Origin of the sequence: Enterobacter cloacae complex sp. 302F9, assembly GCF_050030335.1 — a bacterium.
Lineage (GTDB): Bacteria > Pseudomonadota > Gammaproteobacteria > Enterobacterales > Enterobacteriaceae > Enterobacter > Enterobacter hormaechei_C.
The window spans coordinates 1,612,482-1,634,176 of the sequence record NZ_JBLGUC010000001.1 but is presented as its reverse complement, the minus strand read 5'-3'; the positions used below and the strand labels follow the sequence as shown (position 1 = coordinate 1,634,176).

At 53.3% G+C, this 21,695-nt stretch carries 17 protein-coding genes; 4 read left to right on the top strand and 13 right to left on the bottom strand.

Annotated elements, in window-relative coordinates; all coding sequences use genetic code 11:
* Positions 1 to 29 precede the first annotated feature (29 nt).
* The 9 genes from lpxK to ACQG0T_RS07605 all read right to left on the bottom strand — a co-directional run bounded on the left by lpxK (position 30) and on the right by ACQG0T_RS07605 (position 11,673).
* A complete protein-coding gene (gene lpxK, locus ACQG0T_RS07645; RefSeq protein WP_015570966.1) occupies positions 30 to 1,007 on the bottom strand; it encodes a tetraacyldisaccharide 4'-kinase in 978 nt (325 codons plus the stop codon).
* Complete coding sequence (gene msbA, locus ACQG0T_RS07640; protein ID WP_032103950.1) at positions 1,004 to 2,752, bottom strand: lipid A ABC transporter ATP-binding protein/permease MsbA; 1,749 nt, start codon at positions 2,750 to 2,752, stop codon at positions 1,004 to 1,006. The genes lpxK and msbA overlap by 4 nt, the downstream gene beginning before the upstream one ends.
* A 36-nt stretch (positions 2,753 to 2,788) precedes the next feature.
* A complete protein-coding gene (locus ACQG0T_RS07635; protein ID WP_271040653.1) occupies positions 2,789 to 5,053 on the bottom strand; it encodes a ComEC family protein in 2,265 nt (754 codons plus the stop codon).
* Positions 5,054 to 5,265: 212 nt separating this feature from the next.
* A complete protein-coding gene (ihfB, locus tag ACQG0T_RS07630) occupies positions 5,266 to 5,553 on the bottom strand; it encodes an integration host factor subunit beta (protein ID WP_003858233.1) in 288 nt (95 codons plus the stop codon).
* A gap of 170 nt (positions 5,554 to 5,723) precedes the next feature.
* Positions 5,724 to 7,397 (bottom strand): 30S ribosomal protein S1, encoded by a 1,674-nt coding sequence (gene rpsA, locus ACQG0T_RS07625; RefSeq protein WP_003858235.1) that lies wholly within the window; start codon positions 7,395 to 7,397, stop codon positions 5,724 to 5,726.
* 111 nt (positions 7,398 to 7,508) lie between these two features.
* Positions 7,509 to 8,192, bottom strand: coding sequence for a (d)CMP kinase (cmk, locus tag ACQG0T_RS07620; protein WP_015570968.1), 684 nt, complete (start codon positions 8,190 to 8,192; stop codon positions 7,509 to 7,511).
* A 185-nt stretch (positions 8,193 to 8,377) separates the two neighbouring features.
* Positions 8,378 to 9,661, bottom strand: coding sequence for a 3-phosphoshikimate 1-carboxyvinyltransferase (aroA, locus tag ACQG0T_RS07615; RefSeq protein ID WP_015570969.1), 1,284 nt, complete (start codon positions 9,659 to 9,661; stop codon positions 8,378 to 8,380).
* Positions 9,662 to 9,729: 68 nt separating this feature from the next.
* The gene (gene serC / locus ACQG0T_RS07610) at positions 9,730 to 10,818 is read right to left on the bottom strand and encodes a 3-phosphoserine/phosphohydroxythreonine transaminase (RefSeq protein ID WP_017384829.1); all 1,089 of its coding nucleotides are present in this window, start codon (positions 10,816 to 10,818) and stop codon (positions 9,730 to 9,732) included.
* Between the two features lie 162 nt (positions 10,819 to 10,980).
* Positions 10,981 to 11,673 carry a DUF421 domain-containing protein gene (locus ACQG0T_RS07605; RefSeq protein WP_017384830.1) on the bottom strand — a complete coding sequence of 231 codons (693 nt, stop codon included), beginning with the start codon at positions 11,671 to 11,673 and terminating at the stop codon, positions 10,981 to 10,983.
* A gap of 127 nt (positions 11,674 to 11,800) precedes the next feature.
* On the opposite strand from ACQG0T_RS07605, the gene ycaO reads away from it, so the two are divergent.
* The 4 genes from ycaO to pflA all read left to right on the top strand — a co-directional run bounded on the left by ycaO (position 11,801) and on the right by pflA (position 18,102).
* Positions 11,801 to 13,561 carry a 30S ribosomal protein S12 methylthiotransferase accessory factor YcaO gene (gene ycaO, locus ACQG0T_RS07600; RefSeq protein WP_023303388.1) on the top strand — a complete coding sequence of 587 codons (1,761 nt, stop codon included), beginning with the start codon at positions 11,801 to 11,803 and terminating at the stop codon, positions 13,559 to 13,561.
* A 405-nt stretch (positions 13,562 to 13,966) separates the two neighbouring features.
* On the top strand, positions 13,967 to 14,824 hold the full coding sequence (gene focA, locus ACQG0T_RS07595; RefSeq protein WP_017384832.1) for a formate transporter FocA: 858 nt from the start codon (positions 13,967 to 13,969) through the stop codon (positions 14,822 to 14,824).
* Positions 14,825 to 14,875: 51 nt separating this feature from the next.
* Complete coding sequence (gene pflB / locus ACQG0T_RS07590; protein ID WP_003858247.1) at positions 14,876 to 17,158, top strand: formate C-acetyltransferase; 2,283 nt, start codon at positions 14,876 to 14,878, stop codon at positions 17,156 to 17,158.
* Positions 17,159 to 17,361: 203 nt separating this feature from the next.
* Positions 17,362 to 18,102, top strand: coding sequence for a pyruvate formate lyase 1-activating protein (pflA, locus tag ACQG0T_RS07585; RefSeq protein ID WP_003858250.1), 741 nt, complete (start codon positions 17,362 to 17,364; stop codon positions 18,100 to 18,102).
* Between the two features lie 36 nt (positions 18,103 to 18,138).
* Here pflA and ACQG0T_RS07580 read toward each other — a convergent pair whose 3' ends face one another.
* The 4 genes from ACQG0T_RS07580 to ACQG0T_RS07565 all read right to left on the bottom strand — a co-directional run bounded on the left by ACQG0T_RS07580 (position 18,139) and on the right by ACQG0T_RS07565 (position 21,689).
* Positions 18,139 to 18,660 (bottom strand): anti-virulence regulator CigR family protein, encoded by a 522-nt coding sequence (locus ACQG0T_RS07580; RefSeq protein WP_017384833.1) that lies wholly within the window; start codon positions 18,658 to 18,660, stop codon positions 18,139 to 18,141.
* A 122-nt stretch (positions 18,661 to 18,782) separates the two neighbouring features.
* A complete protein-coding gene (locus ACQG0T_RS07575; RefSeq protein WP_426723753.1) occupies positions 18,783 to 19,931 on the bottom strand; it encodes an MFS transporter in 1,149 nt (382 codons plus the stop codon).
* A 275-nt stretch (positions 19,932 to 20,206) separates the two neighbouring features.
* Positions 20,207 to 21,070 (bottom strand): dimethyl sulfoxide reductase anchor subunit family protein, encoded by an 864-nt coding sequence (locus tag ACQG0T_RS07570; RefSeq protein WP_017693703.1) that lies wholly within the window; start codon positions 21,068 to 21,070, stop codon positions 20,207 to 20,209.
* A gap of 1 nt (position 21,071) precedes the next feature.
* Complete coding sequence (locus tag ACQG0T_RS07565; RefSeq protein ID WP_017384835.1) at positions 21,072 to 21,689, bottom strand: DMSO/selenate family reductase complex B subunit; 618 nt, start codon at positions 21,687 to 21,689, stop codon at positions 21,072 to 21,074.
* Positions 21,690 to 21,695: the final 6 nt, after the last annotated feature.

Genomic DNA, 21,695 nt, shown 5'->3' with positions numbered 1-21,695 from the left:
GTCAAAGCGCCACCGGAACCGCGTAGAAGTTACTGCACTAACGCGAGCAGTTCCTTGAGCAAATGTTCCGGCTGTTCGCCGCTGAGTTCAGCGTCAACCGGCAGATACCACCAGTTTTCTTTCGCAAAGGCCCGGCATTTTACCGCGTCTTTTTCCGTCATGATCAGCGTCTGTCCCGGCGCTGCCAGCCTTTCAACCTCTTCGGCAACTAACGCTTGGTGATCGGCGAGCGGCACCCGTTTATCAAGCTTTGCGCCGCACTGCTCCAGCGTTGCGAAGAAACGCGGCGGATGACCTATACCGGCCATCGCAACCAGATGTTCCAGTTGCGCGACGTCTTTACGCACGCCGGTCAACATATTCACGGCCTGTCCGGGACGAAGATGCATCGGGATTTCGCCCGCTCTGGCTTCACCACCGTTTACAATCACAGCATCGACGCTCTTCAGGCGCGACGCACGCTCACGCATTGGACCGGCTGGCAGCCACCAGCCGTTGCCAAAACGCCGCACGCCGTCAATGACCACGATCTCTTTGTCACGCGCCAGCGCGTAATGCTGCAAACCATCATCGGTAATAACGATTTGTACGTCATGCTCCGCAAGCAGTGCCTTCACGGCATCACTGCGCACCGGCGATACCGCAACCGGCGCGCCGGTACGCTGGTAAATCAGTACCGGCTCATCACCGGCTTCAGCGGTTGTCGTAGCTGGGCTCAGCACCAGTGGATACTGCGCCGCTTTACCACCGTAACCGCGTGAGACAACTCCCGGGCGGATACCGCGTTTATGGAGCTGTTCTACCAGCCAGATCACCACCGGGGTTTTGCCGTTTCCACCCGCCGTCAGGTTGCCGACCACCACCACCGGTACCGGTGCGCGCCAGGCGCGCTTGATCCCGAGGCGGTAAAGCAGACGAATAGCACCGCTCACCAGGCCATACAGCCAGGAGAGCGGGAGAAGCAGCACCCACAGAGGGGATTCCCCCGACCAGATGCGTGCAATCATTGACCGAACTGCATTTTATGAAGCTGCGCGTAAACACCACGCTGTTCCAGCAGGTCCGCATGGCTGCCGCGTTCAACGATCACGCCATCTTCCACCACCACGATTTCGTCAGCCTGTTCGATGGTCGACAGGCGGTGCGCGATAACCAGCGAGGTACGGTTTTTCTGTAATTCATCCAGAGCAGACTGAATAGCGCGTTCAGATTCCGTATCCAGTGCGGACGTTGCTTCATCGAGGATCAGAATCGGGCTGTTGCGCAGCAGCGCGCGGGCAATCGCGATACGCTGACGCTGACCACCTGAGAGCAGCACCCCGTTTTCGCCAATGATCGTATCCAGACCGTTATCCATTTTGTTAATGAAGTCCATCGCATAGGCCATACGCGCCGCATTCTCAATCTCTTCACGGCTGTACTCTTCGGTACGGGCATACGCAATGTTGTTCGCCACCGTATCGTTGAACAGATGCACGTTCTGCGAGACCAGCGCGACCTGGTTACGCAGCGACTGGAGGGTATATTCCCGCAGGTCGTGACCATCAAGCAGGATCTCGCCCTGGTCGATATCGTAGAAACGGGTAATCAGGCTGGCAATGGTCGACTTGCCCGAACCGGAACGACCGACCAGCGCAACGGTTTTACCCGCCGGGATGGACAGGCTGATATCACGCAGCGCCGGCACTTCACGGCCTGGATAGGTAAAGGTGACGTTACGGAATTCCAGGTCGCCTTTAGCGCGCTCGATCTCGCGTGTACCTTCATCTTTTTCCTGTTCGGAATCGAGGATGCTGAATAGCGTCTGACAGGCTGCCATCCCGCGCTGGAACTGGGCGTTGACGTTAGTCAGCGATTTCAGCGGACGCATTAGCGCAATCATGGATGAGAACACCACCGTAATGGTACCCGCAGTCAGGGTTTCCATGACGCTCGGGAAACTGGCGGCATACAAGACGAAGGCCAGGGCCAGAGAGGCAATCAGCTGAATGATCGGATCGGAAATCGACGAGGCCGATACCATTTTCATTCCTTGCAGGCGCATTCTGTTGCTGACCTTGTCAAAGCGTTTGGTTTCGACTTCCTGACCGCCGAAAATCAACACTTCCTTATGGCCTTTCAGCATCTGCTCGGCGCTGGTAGTCACCTGCCCCATCGTATTCTGCATATTTTTACTGATGTTGCGAAAACGCTTTGATACCACGCGGATCGCGATGGAGACAATCGGCGCCAGCACAATAAGGATCAGCGACAGTTGCCAGCTGTAATAGAACATCATCGCGAACAGGCCGATGATGGATGCGCCTTCACGCACAACGGTAATCAGTGCGCTGGAAGAGGACGAGGCCACTTGCTCCGAATCGTAGGTAATACGCGACAGCAGGGTACCGGTTGACTGTTTGTCAAAGAATGAGACTGGCATCCCCATCATATGGCTGAATAACCGACGGCGCATGGTCATCACCACTTTACCGGATACCCAGGAGATGCAGTAGCTGGATACATAGCTGGAGATTCCGCGTAAGATCATCAGCCCAATAACCACCAGCGGCATCCATAGCAGCACTGAACGATCCGTTTTACCAAAACCGTCATCCAGTAACGGTTTGAGAAGCGATAACATAAACGTATCGCTGGCTGCGTTGAGGATTAACGCTACGCCCGCCACGATCAAGCCTGTTTTGAAAGGAGCAATCATCGGCCAGAGCCGGCGGAACGTTTGCCACGTGGAGAGATCTTTGTCGTTATGCATTCAAAAAACCAGCATTTGTTGAAATAGCCGCATATTCTACCCGTTATCTACGGGCGCGCCAAACCACTGATGATACCAACGCGGTAAATAGTGTTCGCGTAAGCGACGAATTTGCCGACTATGGTGCGAAAAGGTCACAGATATCTGCCCGGACTGCGGGGTATCAAGCCAGAGATATCCCTCCGTTCGATAGCGCCGGACCACTTTAATAGAAGGGAAACGCCACGCGTTATAGCGGGCCATCGAGGCCAGCGAAACCTGCCCCTCTACGCGCTGTAGCAACAGTGTTGAAGATGACGTGTTACTTCCATGATGCGGCACCTGAATCAGTGTAGACGCAAGCTGACGCCAGCGGTGGCTCAGCATTGCCAGTTCTGCCTGCGCTTCAATGTCTCCGGTCAGTAAAACGCTCTGTTCGCCGTCATCGATTTTTACCACGCAGGAGCGGTTGTTACCTTTCGCCGAGGTGTTTTCGGGTGGCCAGTGCACGGAGAACGTTAAACCCTGCCACTGCCATCGCTGTCCTCGAAAGCACGGAAGATGTCCGGACCAGGATAAGGGGCTCCTGATCCACATTGCGGGCCAGGCATCTTTTAGCGATGCCAGTCCCCCCGCGTGGTCGAGATGTTCATGGCTCAGGATCACCCCTTCCGGTCTCAGATGATGCCAGCGTAGCCAGGGGATAATCAGCTGTTGCGCACTGTCCCCACCGGGCCATGCCAGCCCGGTGTCATACAGAATGGCCTTGCCGTGACGCTCAATGACCATCGCCAGCCCCTGCCCTACATCCAGCATATGCAGGGACCAGCTGTCTGTTTTAACCCTGTGCCAGAGGGGAAAGGCCAGCACCACGCTGCCTGCCAGACAGACTGCGGGTGCTGCGCTGAAGGCCCTGAATCGCCAGCCAATGACCAGCAGCCACGGCAGTAACGTCAGGTATTGCCAGCGTTCATCAACGTCCTGCCAGCCATTCGGTAAACGCATCAATAGCCAGAAAAGCCCTGCCAGAGATTTATCAGTAGCCAGCCAGACAATACTTTCCAGCGCAGCGACCGGAAACAGATGCAGAAACATGCCGAGCAGGATCAGCGGAACTGAGATAAACGTGACCAGAGGAACGGCAAACAGGTTCGCCACCAGCGAGGAGAGGCTGAAACCATGGAAAATCAGGACCTGAAGCGGCAACAGAAGCAGCAGCATTCCAACCTGCAAATACAACAGCGTAACCAGCGGCCGCAGGCACCGGCCACGTTGCCAGTGCGGGAGAGGCAACCACTGATACCAAAAAATAAGCGCGGCGACCGCAAACGCTGACAACGCCAGGCTTTGTGACAGTACCGCCAGTGGGTCGAAAATCAGGATCGCCGCCACGCAGGTAAGCCATACCTGCCAGGGCGACCACTGGTGACCGCTCATTTTTAATGCAGCCAGTACCACAAGCGCGATAACCGTGCGCAGCGCGGGCGGCTGCAAGCCCGTTAGCCATGCGTAAAACGCGGCAAAAATCAGCCCTGCCAGCAAGGGGATTTGCCAGATAATCCAGCGGCCCGGCAGGAAGAACTGGATGCCCCGCGCCAGAAACCAGATGACAGAAGCGGCCAGCGCAATATGTAATCCCGAGATTGCCATCAGATGCATCGTTCCGGTATCACGCATCAGGTTTTTTATCTCCCGCGAGACCGACAGCCGCTCCCCCATCCCCAGCCCCAGGATCACGGGTCCCCACTGATATGCTGAAAGAGTATTCTGTAGTGATGTCAGGTATTGCGCACGCAGACTACAGCCTTCGTCAACGAGCGCCGCATGGGTAAACCGTCCACTCAGCGTCTGGTGTCGGGCAAAGGCATTTTTCTGTGAATCATAGCCGCCATCGTTGAGTTCTCCGTGTACCGCCCTGAGCCGCAGGGTCATTGCCCAGCGTTGACCCACGCAGACGTTTTGCGGCAAATAGTTGCCATACAGCGCCACGCCCATGGCAGCCCACACGCGTTCTCCATTGAGGCTGACAATCCTTCCCTGATGCATCGTTGCGCCGTCCGTTGCGGTAATGACCACCTCGGTCTGCTGCGGTGCTTGCGTTAAATAGTTCATCTGCCACACGCTTTCCTGAGCGGCCAGGATCCCCCAGCACATAAAAAGCAATGCGAGGCCTGAAAACCTGAGCCATTTTCTCTGCTGTACGGATAACGCAATTCCTGCGGCAATCAGCAACCAGACAATATGCAAATCTGGCAAAACGGGTAACCAATAGAGCGGGATTATGGCCAGAATGGCGCACATACTGATAACGTGGATCCCCATCTTCACCTCCATGTTTCAGGTGATTATGCGGCGGGATTGATGCGTCGTCAGACAGAAAAAACGTGATTTACAGCGGGCGCTGCAACGTTTTTAAGCGTTTACAGCAAAGAGAAAATTTAAATGCGGCGCGTATTCAGAAATGCAGGGGCGGGATACAAAAAAAGCACCCTAAGGTGCTTTCTTTAAACTCAGTTTAACCCTGATGATTAAACTCAGTTACCGTAAATATTGGCGCGATCGCGCAGTTCTTTACCCGGCTTAAAGTGCGGAACATACTTTCCTTCCAGCTCCACTTTATCACCAGTCTTCGGGTTACGCCCGGTACGTGGTGCACGATAGTGCAGAGAAAAACTACCGAAACCGCGGATTTCAATGCGCTCGCCCTGGGCAAGAGTGGTAGCCATATGCTCCAGCATCTCTTTAACGGCATCTTCCACAGCCTTGGCAGGGATATGCGGTTGCTGACTGGCAAGTCTTTCAATCAATTCTGACTTGGTCATGATTCCTCCGGTTCCTTTCAAACCCATTAGCTGAACAGCTTATTAAACAAGGGCGGCCGTAGCCGCCCTTTGTTATTGATTACAGGACGAATCCTGCAATCTGTCAAGTCTGCTCTCCATCCTTCGCGCTGTAAATGCGTTACAGCTCAAATGATGGTGCGAACCTGAACTTACTCGCCTTTAGCTGCTTTGAAAGCTTCAGCCATTGCGTTGTTAGAGAAGTTTGCATCTTCCTGTTTGTTCACAGTTGCGATTGCATCTTTCTCATCAGCTTCGTCTTTAGCACGAACAGACAGGCTGATTGCACGGTTCTTACGGTCAACACCGGTGAACTTAGCTTCAACGTCGTCACCAACGCTCAGAACCAGAGTTGCATCTTCAACGCGGTCACGTGAAGCTTCGGAAGCGCGCAGGTAACCTTCAACGCCGTCAGCCAGTTCTACGGTTGCGCCTTTAGCGTCAACAGCAGTCACTTTACCGTTTACGATTGCGCCTTTCTTGTTCAGTGCAACCCAGTTGTTGAACGGATCTTCTGCGAGCTGTTTAACACCCAGGGAGATACGCTCACGCTCTGCGTCAACTTGCAGAACAACTGCTGCGATTTCGTCGCCTTTTTTGTATTCACGAACTGCTTCTTCGCCTGCAACGTTCCAGGAGATGTCAGACAGGTGAACCAGGCCATCGATGCCGCCGTCCAGGCCGATGAAGATACCGAAGTCAGTGATAGACTTGATTTTACCTTCAACACGGTCGCCCTTGTTGTGGGTTTCCGCGAACTGCTGCCATGGGTTGTTTTTGCATTGCTTCAGGCCCAGGGAGATACGACGACGTTCTTCGTCGATATCCAGAACCATCACTTCCACTACATCACCAACGTTAACAACTTTGGATGGGTGGATGTTTTTGTTGGTCCAGTCCATTTCGGAAACGTGCACCAGACCTTCAACGCCTTCTTCGATTTCAACGAAGCAGCCGTAGTCAGTCAGGTTGGTAACGCGACCAGTCAGTTTAGTACCTTCTGGGTAACGCTTAGCGATAGCTACCCATGGATCTTCGCCCAGCTGTTTCAGGCCGAGGGATACACGAGTACGCTCGCGGTCGAACTTCAGCACTTTAACAGTGATTTCGTCGCCCACGTTCACGATTTCGCTTGGGTGCTTAACGCGTTTCCACGCCATGTCGGTGATGTGCAGCAGGCCATCAACGCCGCCCAGGTCAACGAATGCGCCGTAGTCAGTGAGGTTCTTAACGATACCTTTGACTTCCATGCCTTCCTGCAGGTTTTCCAGCAGCTGATCGCGTTCTGCGCTGTTTTCGGATTCGATAACGGCACGACGGGAAACAACAACGTTGTTACGCTTCTGGTCCAGCTTGATTACTTTGAACTCAAGCTCTTTGCCTTCGAGGTGCAGGGTGTCACGGACTGGACGAACGTCTACCAGAGAACCTGGCAGGAACGCACGAATACCATTCAGCTCAACAGTGAAGCCACCTTTAACTTTGCCGTTGATAACACCGACCACAGTTTCAGCTTCTTCGTAAGCTTTTTCCAGCGTGATCCATGCTTCGTGACGTTTAGCTTTCTCACGAGACAGCAGGGTTTCGCCGAAGCCGTCTTCTACTGCGTCCAGAGCAACGTCAACTTCGTCACCAACCTGGATTTCCAGCTCGCCCTGGGCGTTTTTGAACTGCTCAGCCGGGATGGCAGACTCAGATTTCAGACCGGCGTCAACCAGTACAACGTCTTTGTCGATAGCAACAACAACGCCACGAACGATGGAACCCGGACGGGTTTCGATTTCTTTTAAGGATTCTTCAAACAGTTGAGCAAAAGATTCAGTCATGTTTAATCTTCAGGTTAATATTAACGTCCACCTGGCTCCGTGCCGGATGGGGTTGTTTCACATACCCGCCGTCAATCCATTGCAGCGGGGGTACTGCTAAATCGGTCGCGATTACGCGAGTGCCAGTTTTTGGCGCGCATATTGTAGCGCTTTTTCAATCACTTGCTCAATAGTTAAACTGGTTGAATCCAGCACTAATGCGTCTTGCGCGGGAACAAGTGGTGCGACGGCGCGGTTACGATCGCGGTCATCGCGCTCTTTTATCTCGGATAAAAGGCGATCAAAGTTAACACTAAACCCCTTTTCCTGCAACTGAAGCATGCGGCGTTGAGCACGTTCTTCTGAAGAGGCGTCAAGGAAAATTTTCACTGGCGCATCGGGGAATACCACGGTTCCCATGTCGCGGCCGTCGGCGATCAGCCCCGGCGCTTCACGGAAACCGCGCTGGCGACGTAACAGCGCTTCACGAACGCGTGGGAAAGCCGCCACCTGAGAGGCCGCATTGGCCACTTCTTGCGTACGGATTTCACCGCTGACATCTTCCCCTTCCAGGATCACTTCAAGGTTGCCATCGGTCGAGACAAAGCGCACATCCAGATGCGCAGCCAGCGGTACCAGCGCTTCTTCAGACGCAACATCCACATGATGATGCAGCGCAGCCAGCGCCAGCACGCGATAGATTGCTCCCGAATCTAAAAGATGCCATTGCAATGCTTCCGCCATCGCTTTGCACAGAGTACCTTTCCCTGCGCCACTTGGCCCATCAATGGTGATTACCGGGGCAATTGCCGTCATCTTTTTCTCCTTAATTAAGGCATACCGTTTACATGAACGCCGCGCATTATACGCGCCAACGTGCGCAACTGTTACCTTTGCGTGCAAATTACGGAATGATTGAAGCAGAGTGTAGAAGAAATGAAAGAGGATGAGTGTCAGAAAGCGTAAGGAAATGCCGCATCAGGTGATGCGGCATACGATCATCAGGCCAGGGTGCTAATGCGCGCCAGCTGTTCGAAGTAGTCCGGGAACGTTTTTGCCGTACACTTCGGATCAAGGATAGTGACTGGCGTATCTGACAACGCCACCAGCGAGAAACACATCGCCATGCGGTGATCGTTGTAGGTGCCAATTTCTGCAAATTGCAGTTTTGCCGGCGGCGTGACGCGAATGTAGTCTTCGCCCTCTTCTACCTCGGCCCCCACTTTACGCAGCTCGGTTGCCATCGCGAACAGGCGGTCCGTCTCTTTCACACGCCAGTTGTAAATGTTTCGCAGCGTGGTGGTGCCTTTCGCAAACAGCGCAGCGGTGGCAATGGTCATCGCCGCATCCGGAATATGGTTCATATCCATATCGATGGCGTTCAGCTCACCGTGGGTACAAGAGATGAAGTCATCGCCCCAGGTCACCACCGCGCCCATTTTTTCCAGCACGTCAGCAAAACGGATATCGCCCTGTACGCTGTTGCGGCCAATGCCCGTCACTTTTACCGTACCGCCTTTAATCGCGCCTGCGGCAAGGAAATAGGAGGCGGATGAAGCATCGCCTTCAACCAGGTAGTGGCCCGGCGACTGGTACTGCTGCGCTCCGCGCACCACGAAACGCTGATAAGACTGGTTTTCCACCTCAACGCCAAAGGTGTTCATCAGGTGCAGGGTGATATCAATGTACGGCTTAGAAACCAGGTCGCCTTTAATGCTGATGACGGTGTCCTGTGGTGCCAGCGGTGCGGTCATCAGCAGCGCGGTCAGGAACTGGCTGGAAACGCTACCGTCAACCTCAACATTGCCGCCAGTGAATCCCCCGCGCAGACGCAGGGGCGGGTAATTTTCCTGCTCAAGATAATCAATCTGCGCGCCGCCCTGACGCAGGGCATCCACCAGATGGCCGATCGGACGCTCTTTCATTCGCGGCTCACCGGTCAGCACAATATCGTTACTCCCCAGACACAGCGCTGCGGCCAGAGGACGCATCGCGGTACCGGCGTTACCCAGGAAAAGCTCCAGCGCTTCAGCAGAATGTAACGCGCCGCCGTTACCGGTGACTTCACAACGGGTACGATCGTCAGACAGCGCGTACTGAACGCCCAACGCTTTCAGTGCATTGAGCATATGGCGCACGTCATCGCTGTCCAGCAGATTAGTGAGGACGGTGGTGCCGTTTGCCAGAGCTGCCAGCAGCAGAGCGCGGTTCGAGACACTTTTTGAACCAGGCAGATTAATGGTGCCATCTACCCGCGCGATAGGTTGTAACGTCAGGGATTCCATGAAACTCAACTCTCAACTCAACATAATAAAAACCCCGCAGGAACGCTGCGGGGGTGAAAAACAGCCAATTAACCGTGACGACGTTCGAAGTCGATCATGAAATCAGTCAGGGCTTTAACGCCCTCCAGCGGCATGGCGTTATAGATAGAGGCGCGCATTCCGCCTACCACACGGTGGCCTTTCAGCGCATGCAGACCCGCCGCGAAGGACTCTTCCAGGAACACGTTATCCAGGTTGCTGTCCGCAAGCTGGAACGGCACGTTCATGCGCGAACGGTTAGTTTTGGCGACATCGTTACGGTAGAAATCGCTCTTGTCGATCACGCCGTACAGCAGTTCAGCCTTTTGCTGATTGATCTTATCCATCTGCGCCACACCGCCTTTTTGCTTCAGCCATTTGAAGACCAGGCCGGAGAGATACCAGGCAAACGTTGGTGGGGTGTTGAACATGGAATCGTTGTCGTTCAGGACGGTGTAATCCAGAATTGACGGGCAAGACTTATGGGCTTTCCCCAGCAGGTCTTCACGCACAATAACGATAGTCAGACCCGCAGGACCGATGTTTTTCTGGGCACCCGCGTAGATGACGCCGTAGCGGCTGACATCCAGCGGGGTGGACAGAATGGTTGAAGAGAGATCCGCCGTCACAATGACATTTTCGCCAAAGTCTGGCTCTTCGTGAATGGCAATACCGTCGATGGTTTCGTTCGGGCAGTAGTGAAGATACGCGGCGTTGTCAGAAAGCTGCCACTCACTCATCGGCTTCACGGCGCGCAGACCGTCAACGGTCACTTTGGCATCGATGACATTCGGCGTGCAATATTTGTGCGCTTCTTTTACCGCACTGGCCGCCCAGTAGCCGGCATCAACGTAATCAGCGGTGGTTTTGTCGCCCAGTAGATTGAGCGGGATACCCGCAAACTGGCCGCGTCCACCGCCGTGACAGAACAATACTTTGTAGTTCGAGGGAATGTTCAGCAGATCGCGAAAATCCTTTTCTGCTTCTTCCGCCACCTGAATAAACGCTTTACCCCGGTGGCTGACTTCCATCACCGACGTACCCAGACCGTTCCAGTCACACAGCTCCTGTTGAGCCTGTTTGAGCACGTCTGCCGGTAACATTGCCGGACCTGAACTGAAATTAAAGACTTGAGCCATTTCCCCTCACCACGCTAAAAGCCATAAGTTATAACTGTGGATATCGGTTTTATCATTCAGTGACACGCGCCGCAATGTCTAAAACTGATGGCCGAAGAAATGTGCCCCTCGTCACACAATACAATCTGCCGTACCGTTGTCACAAAACCGACAAAATCGCTGTCAGGTGTTACGTTTAGCCCGGCTAACCTTCGTCCATTCTGGATTCGTACAGCGGGGGCATAATTGATGTTCGCCCGCCTGCATAACCACGACATGACTACATTTTATGCAGGCGTACTCGCCCGCTTCAGGTACAGTTTTGTATCGCTCGATGAGCATATCCGGCAGGATGCACAGGCCGGGCTTCACCTCATCGTCGGAATAGTAATAGACGCTGATTTGACCATTCGTTTCCATAATCGCCAGACGCACCTGCCCCAGTTGCTCAACGCTGCTCAAACGGAGTTCCATAAAGAACTCAAACTCCGTCATATTGGCGCTTTGCACATTCTCCCAGGCCAGTTGACCATCTTCGACAATCACCACCGGCTTCCCTTCGAGCAGATCTTCCAGTTTCTCACTTTTCGACATCAGCCACATGACCAGCCGGTACAGCAGTGCAAGCGTCACGAAGACGATAAAGACCGGCACCATCGGCACATCGTCATAAAAGGCAACGTCCCCTGCCGCCGACCCCAGCGTCAGGATGATCAGCACTTCAAACAGCGACATCTGCCGCACGCCGCGACGTCCGGTGATTTTCAGAAACAGGAAAACGAGTACAAAGGTGTACAGGCTGCGCAGCGCTACTTCGCCTAAAAACTCAGGAGGGACTTTATCAAACGCCATCCGCTGGAGATCGAAAGCTTTCATTTTTTTATGCCTTAACAGTAGGTTACTGCTTATAAGCATAGTCCAGCCATTTATTTTCGCCGGAGATAGCACCCGTCACGCAAAACCCGTATCATTGCGCGCTTTACGTACGATAAAAGTGAACGCCATGACTCAAACGTTTATCCCCGGCAAAGACGCCGCTCTGGAAGACTCCATCGCTCGCTTCCAGCAGAAACTGACCGACCTGGGCTTTAATATCGAAGAAGCCTCCTGGCTGAATCCGGTGCCTCACGTCTGGTCCGTGCATATTCGCGACAAAGACTGTGCGCTGTGCTTTACCAACGGTAAAGGCGCGACCAAAAAAGCGGCGCTGGCCTCTGCACTGGGTGAGTATTTTGAACGTCTGTCCACCAACTACTTCTTCGCCGACTTCTGGCTGGGCGAAACTATTGCCAACGGTCCGTTCGTTCACTATCCGAACGAAAAATGGTTCCCGCTGACCGAAAACGATGAACTGCCGGAAGGCATTCTCGATGCCCGCCTGCGCGCGTTCTACGATCCGGAAAACGAACTGACCGGCAGCATGTTGATCGACCTGCAATCCGGCAATGAGGATCGTGGGATCTGCGCCCTGCCGTTCACCCGTCAGTCTGACGAGCAGACCGTTTATATCCCGATGAACATCGTCGGCAACCTGTATGTGTCTAACGGCATGTCTGCCGGTAATACCCGCAACGAAGCGCGCGTGCAGGGATTGTCTGAAGTTTTCGAGCGTCATATCAAAAACCGCATTATTGCTGAATCCATCAGCCTGCCGGAGATCCCGGCTGACGTGCTGGCGCGCTACCCGGGCGTGGTGGAATCCATCGCCAAACTGGAAGCAGAAGGTTTCCCAATCTTTGCTTATGACGGCTCTCTGGGCGGCAAATATCCGGTTATCTGCGTGGTACTGTTCAACCCGGCAAATGGCACCTGCTTCGCCTCCTTCGGCGCGCACCCGGACTTCGGCGTGGCGCTGGAGCGTACCGTAACCGAACTGCTGCAAGGTCGTAGCCTGAAAGATCTCGATGTCTTTACTCCGCCAACCTTTGATGACGAAGAAGTCGCCGAGCACACCAACCTCGAAACACACTTCATCGACTCCAGCGGTTTGATCTCCTGGGATATGTTCAAACAGGACGCGGACTATCCGTTCGTGGACTGGAGCTTTGCCGGTACGACGGAAGAAGAGTTCGCCACCCTGATGGCGATCTTTAACGCGGAAGATCAGGAAGTCTACATTGCCGACTATGAACACCTCGGTGTTTACGCGTGCCGTATTATTGTGCCAGGTATGTCGGACATTTATCCGGCAGAAGATTTATGGCTGGCGAACAACAGCATGGGCGCACATCTGCGTGAAACCCTGCTGGCCCTGCCAGGCAGCGAGTGGGATAAAGAAGATTATCTGAACCTGATCGCCCAGCTGGACGAAGAAGGACACGATGATTTCACCCGCGTGCGCGAACTGCTGGGTCTGGCGACCGGAAAAGATAACGGCTGGTATACCCTGCGCATCGGCGAGCTGAAAGCGATGCTGGCGCTGGCGGGCGGCGATCTGGATCAGGCTTTGGCCTGGACCGAGTGGACGATGGAGTTTAACCAGTCCGTCTTCTCCGCCGAGCGCACTAACTATTACCGTTGCCTGCAAACGCTGCTCCTGCTTTCTCAGGAAGACGACCGCGAGCCATTGCAGTATCTGAACGCCTTTGTACGTATGTACGGTGCGGATGCCGTTGAAGCTGCCAGCGCGGCGCTGAGCGGTGAAGAACCATTCTACGGCCTGCAAGCGGTTGACAGCGATCTGAAAGCCTTCCCGGCGCATCAGTCACTGCTGAATGCGTATGAAAAATTGCAGAAGGCAAAAGCCGCTTACTGGTCAAAATAAGCGCATATAACATTAATGGCTGTAGGCGTATTCAATCGCCTGAGCTATATTACGGGGCAATTTCATTGCCCTTTTTTTTTATTTTTCCGCAATGACGTTTAATTGTAATAATTAAGTTAACCACGGGTAAATATAAAAACGCTTACCTGAGCTTTACTGTTACTAATTATAATAAATACTCCATTTTAATTAACTGTTCCACGGGAGGCTGAAGGAAAAAATTCAACTCTTTTCATAACTTTTAAAATTTATTTTTATACGGATAATCAAATACTTACTCCGCTTTTGCTGTAAAACCATACACACTGCGGGCCTATAAGCCAGGCGAGATATGATCTATATCAATTTCTCTTCTATAATGCTTTGTTAGTATCTCGTCGCCGACTTAATAAAGAGAGAGTTAGTGTGAAAGCTGACAACCCTTTTGATCTATTACTCCCCGCTGCGATGGCGAAAGTTGCCGAAGAAGCGGGTGTCTACAAAGCCACGAAACATCCGATGACGACGTTCTTTCTGGCCATTACGGCTGGGGTGTTCATCTCCATCGCTTTCGTCTTCTATATCACAGCCACCACCGGCACTGCCGGGATGCCTTTCGGCATAGCGAAACTGATTGGTGGTATTTGCTTCTCACTGGGCCTGATTCTCTGCGTCATCTGCGGCGCCGACCTCTTCACCTCAACGGTGCTGATTGTGGTGGCAAAAGCCAGCGGAAGAATTACCTGGGGTCAACTGGGGCGCAACTGGCTCAACGTTTACGTTGGCAACCTGATTGGCTGTCTGCTCTTTGTTCTGTTGATGTGGCTCTCTGGCGAGTATATGACCGCCAACGGCGGCTGGGGGCTTAACGTCCTGCAAACCGCCGACCACAAAATGCACCATACATTTATCGAAGCTGTTGCTCTCGGCATCCTCGCAAACCTGATGGTCTGCCTGGCGGTCTGGATGAGCTACTCTGGTCGTAGCCTGATGGATAAAGCCATGATTATGGTTCTGCCGGTTGCGATGTTTGTTGCCAGCGGCTTTGAGCACAGTATTGCGAATATGTTCATGATCCCGATGGGGATTGTTATCCGCAACTTTGCAAGCCCGGAGTTCTGGACTGCTGTAGGTTCAACCCCGGAAAGTTTTTCACACCTGACTATTATGAACTTCATTACTGATAACCTGATCCCCGTCACTATCGGGAACATTATCGGTGGGGGTCTGTTAGTTGGGTTGACATACTGGGTCATTTACCTGCGTGGCGGCGATCATCATTAATGGTTGTCTCAGGCAGTAAATAAAAAATCCACTTAAGAAGGTAGGTGTTACATGTCCGAGCTTAATGAAAAGTTAGCCACAGCCTGGGAAGGTTTTACGAAAGGTGACTGGCAGAATGAAGTCAACGTCCGTGACTTCATTCAGAAAAACTATACCCCGTATGAAGGTGACGAATCCTTCCTGGCTGGTGCGACTGACGCAACCACCAAGCTGTGGGACAGCGTAATGGAAGGCGTTAAACTGGAAAACCGCACTCACGCGCCAGTTGATTTTGACACCTCCGTTGCTTCTACCATCACTTCTCACGATGCTGGCTACATCAACAAAGCCCTTGAGAAAATCGTTGGTCTGCAAACTGAAGCACCACTGAAACGCGCAATCATCCCGTTCGGTGGTATCAAAATGGTTGAAGGTTCCTGCAAAGCGTATAACCGCGAGCTGGACCCAATGCTGAAAAAAATCTTCACCGAATACCGTAAAACCCATAACCAGGGCGTATTCGATGTTTACACCAAAGACATTCTGAACTGCCGTAAATCTGGCGTTCTGACCGGTCTGCCAGATGCCTATGGCCGTGGCCGTATCATCGGTGACTACCGTCGCGTTGCGCTGTACGGTATCGACTTCCTGATGAAAGACAAATACGCACAGTTCGTCTCTCTCCAGTCTGACCTGGAAAACGGCGTAAACCTGGAAGCGACTATCCGTCTGCGTGAAGAGATCGCTGAACAGCACCGTGCGCTGGGTCAGATCAAAGAGATGGCGGCTAAATACGGCTGCGATATCTCTGGTCCTGCAACCAACGCTCAGGAAGCTATCCAGTGGACCTACTTCGGCTACCTGGCCGCTGTTAAGTCTCAGAACGGTGCAGCAATGTCCTTCGGCCGCGTATCCACCTTCCTGGATGCGTACATCGAACGTGACCTGAAAGCAGGCAAAATCACCGAACAAGACGCTCAGGAAATGATTGACCACCTGGTCATGAAACTGCGTATGGTTCGCTTCCTGCGTACCCCAGAATATGATGAGCTGTTCTCTGGTGACCCAATCTGGGCAACCGAATCTATCGGCGGTATGGGCGTAGACGGCCGTACTCTGGTAACCAAAAACAGCTTCCGCTTCCTGAACACCCTGTACACCATGGGTCCTTCTCCGGAGCCGAACATCACCGTTCTGTGGTCTGAAAAACTGCCTCTGAACTTCAAGAAATTCGCCGCTAAAGTGTCCATCGACACCTCTTCTCTGCAATATGAGAACGATGACCTGATGCGTCCTGACTTCAACAACGATGACTACGCTATCGCTTGCTGCGTAAGTCCAATGGTTGTTGGTAAGCAAATGCAGTTCTTCGGTGCGCGTGCAAACCTGGCGAAAACCATGCTGTACGCAATCAACGGCGGCGTTGATGAAAAACTGAAAATGCAGGTTGGTCCTAAGTCTGAACCGATCAAAGGCGACGTGCTGAACTATGACGAAGTCATGGACCGCATGGACCACTTCATGGACTGGCTGGCTAAACAGTACGTGACCGCGCTGAACGTTATCCACTACATGCACGACAAGTACAGCTACGAAGCCTCTCTGATGGCGCTGCACGACCGTGACGTCGTTCGCACCATGGCGTGTGGTATCGCAGGTCTGTCCGTTGCGGCTGACTCCCTGTCTGCAATCAAATATGCGAAAGTTAAACCAATTCGTGACGAAGATGGTCTGGCTATCGACTTCGAAATCGAAGGCGAATATCCGCAGTTTGGTAACAACGACGCTCGCGTTGATGACATGGCGGTTGACCTGGTAGAACGTTTCATGAAGAAAATTCAGAAACTCACTACCTATCGTAACGCTATCCCGACTCAGTCTGTTCTGACCATCACCTCTAACGTTGTGTATGGTAAGAAAACCGGTAACACCCCAGACGGTCGTCGTGCTGGCGCGCCATTCGGCCCAGGTGCTAACCCAATGCACGGTCGTGACCAGAAAGGTGCGGTTGCCTCTCTGACCTCCGTTGCTAAACTGCCGTTTGCTTACGCGAAAGATGGTATCTCTTACACCTTCTCTATCGTGCCAAACGCGCTGGGTAAAGACGACGAAGTGCGTAAAACTAACCTGGCGGGTCTGATGGATGGTTACTTCCACCACGAAGCGTCCATCGAAGGTGGTCAGCACCTGAACGTGAACGTGATGAACCGTGAAATGCTGCTCGACGCGATGGAACATCCTGAGAAATATCCTCAGCTGACCATCCGCGTATCTGGCTACGCAGTACGTTTTAACTCCCTGACGAAAGAACAGCAGCAGGACGTTATTACCCGTACTTTCACTCAGTCCATGTAAGTGGAATTGACTGAAATCACGCGTTAAAAAGCGTACAATAAAGGCTCCACGCAAGTGGGGCCTTTTTAACACCCTCGCTTCATCAGTCTCTTTTGTCCGCTATCTATACTTAATGGATAACAGCCAAAACAGACTCGACATAGCCTTTGAGCTGTGCATCTACATAGGCCCCCGGATGGGCCAAATTCGGAGATATCACCGCAATGTCAATTATTGGTCGCATTCACTCCTTTGAATCCTGTGGCACCGTCGATGGCCCGGGGATCCGCTTTATCACTTTCTTCCAGGGCTGCCTGATGCGCTGCCTGTACTGCCATAACCGTGACACCTGGGACACCCATGGCGGTAAAGAAGTCACCGTTGAAGATCTGATGAAAGAGGTGGTGACCTATCGCCACTTCATGAACGCGTCCGGCGGTGGCGTGACGGCATCCGGCGGTGAAGCCATTCTTCAGGCTGAGTTTGTGCGCGACTGGTTCCGCGCCTGCCACAAAGAAGGCATTCATACCTGCCTCGACACCAACGGCTTTGTGCGCCGTTACGATCCGGTTATTGATGAACTGCTTGAAGTGACCGATCTGGTCATGCTCGATCTCAAGCAGATGAACGATGAGATCCACCAGAATCTGGTTGGCGTTTCAAACCACCGTACCCTGGAATTTGCCAAATACATTGCCAACAAAGGCGTCAAGACCTGGATCCGCTACGTGGTGGTGCCGGGCTGGTCAGATGATGATGACTCTGCACATCGTCTGGGTGAATTTACCCGGGATATGGGTAACGTGGAGAAAATTGAACTCCTGCCCTATCACGAGCTGGGTAAACATAAATGGGTGGCGATGGGTGAAGAGTACAAACTCGATGGCGTGAAGCCGCCGAAAAAAGAGACGATGGAGCGCGTCAAAGGTATTCTTGAGCAGTATGGCCACAAGGTCATGTATTAACGAAAAGGCCCGGTGAAAACCGGGCCTTTTTATATTCTATTTAAAGACGCCATTAATAACGGAAGTCACAATCGCCGTACTCAGCGCAATTAAGACCAGGTCGTCACCTACTACGCGCCATTCATAGCCCGGATAGGAAGGAAGCTGACCCAGCATATCGGCTGGCACGGTTTTCTTCGCAATGCCCGGAGGCAGTGGCTTACCGCGCGCCAGGTTTTTCGCAATTCCCGGAGGCAGAGAGTCGTAGCCCGTTAAGCCGTAATTCAGTGCCAGATGGCGGGCATGATCGAAGCTCACGCGAGCATCCACATCATTACCGACATCTTTGCTGTTTTTAAAGCTCTTATCCGATTTCCCAGGGTTATCCTGACCGTTATTGTGTTTATTACCATGGTTACCAGCGTTCCCGTTACCATGATTGCCGCTATTACCTTGTCCGCCACCGTTTCCGTGACCACCACCATTCCCGTTTCCAGGATTAGCCATGGCCGGAGCCGTTGCAAACGTTAAAGCCAACACTACGGCAAGTGCGGTAGTGGAAAAACGACGAGTAGACATGATTGCTGCCTTTTAGTGGTAAACTCATTTGAATTATCGCCAGGCAGTAAAAACTCACAATAAGTAAAAGTCTTATATGTGACAGGGACAAAAAAGCCTGTCATCGACAGGCTTTTAATAAGTCATGCATGGGCCACTGGCGTTGGATGTTCGCCCATTTTGCGCAGCAGCATTAACAGATAAATAAACGACACGCTGGCGATCATAATAAACAGCAGATTGTCAGAATAATTTTGCATGAGCATAGCGGTAAACGTCGGACCCAGTAAACTGCCGATGGTGTAACTCAGCAACAAAGCCTGGTTCATTGCAACCAGCTGGTGATGCTCAACTTTCTCACAGGCCCAGGCCATCGCGACCGGATAGAGCGTAAAGCCCGCAGCTCCCAGAATGAACAGCGCAGGCGCCATTGCGGCGTTGCTGAGCATGGCGAGACAGCCCATGATGACCACGAAAACCTGGACGCGCAGCACCAGCAGACGACCAAAGCGGTCCGCCAGGCGGCCAATCGGCCACTGGCCGACAATCCCCGCGCTGACCATCACCGCCATCCAGAAACCGATCCCGGAATCACTGACGCCCTGATGGTTAAGATAGAGCGGCATCAGGCCATAGAGCGAGCCCAGCACAATCCCGGAAATAATGCAGCCGTTAACCCCCAGACGCGCCTGGCGCAGTCTCAGCATCGGCCAGACGTGGGTAGCTTCCTGATGCTCGCTGTTTTGATTCACAATGCGGGTAAAGAGCAGCGGCAGGATCGCCGCCAGAACCATGCCCGTCACCCACGGCAGCACGCTCATCAGGTCTGTTGGCAGTTTGCTGACCATCAGCTGTCCCAGAACGGTACCGACGTAGTAAACCATCATATAGGCCGCCAGAAGACGCCCGCGATTACGGGACGTTCCGCTGCACATTAGCGCACTTTCAACCACCACCCAGATCATGGCGCAGCCGACGCCCGCAATAAAGCGCCAGACCATCCAGCTCCAGAAGCCGACCATGAGGCCTAAACCGGCGCAGCCGACGGCAAAGATCAGCGACGCCAGATAATAACTGCGGTTAAAACCAAAGCGCTTAATAAGGCTGCCCGTTAATAAGGTGCCCAGCAGATTGCCCGTAAAAAAGGACGAGCTAACCATACCCACCTGCCAGGTCGGTAAGTTTTCATGGGCGAGCCATAGCGGGACGAGTGTGTTTAACACCGCGATCGCCAGGGTCAGCAAAAGCAGGCCACAGAGCAACAAAAGCACCGGGCGGGTATAGGTGGTCATGGATTAAAAACCGTGAGGAAGTTCAGATTTCGTGCGCATCATGCCACTGGCAAAAACAAAGTCAATCCACCGGTTCAGGCGTCACGCACGTTATGCGCCTTGTCGATTTAAAAAACTCATCCTGCTAATGCAAAGCCTGCTACTGATATTAATTATCTATTTGTTTTTATTTATTTCCGGGAATTTTTACAACGAAACATCAGTCGAAAAATTTCATGAATGAAAAAAGAAAAGCCGGGCGCTATGTCCCGGCTTTTTATAACAAAATCTAAAAATTAGCTGGCGATAGCCATACCGACCGTCATATGCAGACCGTAAAATACGCCGCGACCAATTAACTCCCCTGCCAGCACCAGCACAAAGGCCAGGGACAGTAACGGCAGCGCAGGCGAGTAACCTTTAAGCTGAGGGGCAATCCAGCACACCAGCGCCGCCGTCAGCAGCACCACACGCCAGGCCATCAGCGAACCGTAATCCGGCACCAACGCCGAAGCCTGCTGGATAGAGCTGTGAATGGTCGCCAGCTCCGCTCCCTGCATGAGCGCGACAACGGTACTGATTACCAGCGCCAGCAGCGAGACCGCGGGCAGCAGGCGCATCGCCCAACCATTAATGCCAGCCACACGCAGCAGCAGATAACCCAGCAGCGGCCCGCCAATAAACATGGTCAGGAAGAAGCTCATCGGCGTCCAGACGCTGTACCAGGTCGGAACGGTATCGATGGTGTTGTACACCCGGACCATCATCCAGACGAAGACAACGCCCAGTACCATGGTGACGATGAGCCACAACGCGCGTAACCCTGACGGCAGCTTTTTCACCGCTGCCAGTAACCACCCCAGCCCGCCAACGGCAAAGAAGATTGCCCCGCTGGCAATCTCGTTACTCAGCGAAGAGGCACCTACGCGGTTCAGGGAGTTGAACGCGCGCATCGGTGAGCCCAGGTGCAGCGTAGAGGCGATAAACCCAATGCCCATCAACACCCACAGGCCAAACATGCTTAACACCAAACGCTGCTGCTGTTCAGCATTGAGGTTCCCTTTTAACAGCGCCAGCGCAAGGACGATAAACCCGCCCGCCACGCACTGCCCAAAGACCGTGAAGATCATTAGCGGCCATTCATGCCATCCACTTCCCATCTCACACCTCCTTCGGGTTTGCCAGGTAGCCGGTGGTGTCACCCGTCGGACGGCTGTTGGCGTTAGGTTTAATCACAATACTCGGCTTCGTGAAGTGCGCAGACGGCAGCGGCGCGACGGCAGCAAGCTGACCGTGTTTTTTGCGCAGCTCTTCAATCGGGCCAAAGTCCAGCGCGCGCAGCGGGCAGGATTCGACGCAGATGGGCTTTTTGCCGTCCGCCACGCGGCTATGGCAGCCGTCGCACTTGGTCATGTGGCCTTTGGCGGCATTGTACTGCGGCGCGCCGTACGGGCAGGCCATGTGGCAGTAGCGACAGCCGATGCAGACATCCTCGTCCACCACCACAAAACCGTCGTCGCGCTTGTGCATTGCCCCGCTCGGGCAGACCTTGGTGCAGGCCGGATCTTCGCAGTGGTTGCAGGCAATCGACAGGTAATAGGCGAAGACATCCTGATGCCAGACGCCGTTGTCCTCCTGCCAGTCGCCGCCCGCGTATTCATAAATACGACGGAAGCTAACGTCCGGGGTCAGATCTTTGTAATCCTTGCAGGCCAGCTCGCAGGTTTTGCACCCGGTGCAGCGGCTGGAATCAATAAAAAATCCATACTGGGTTGTCATCGGTTA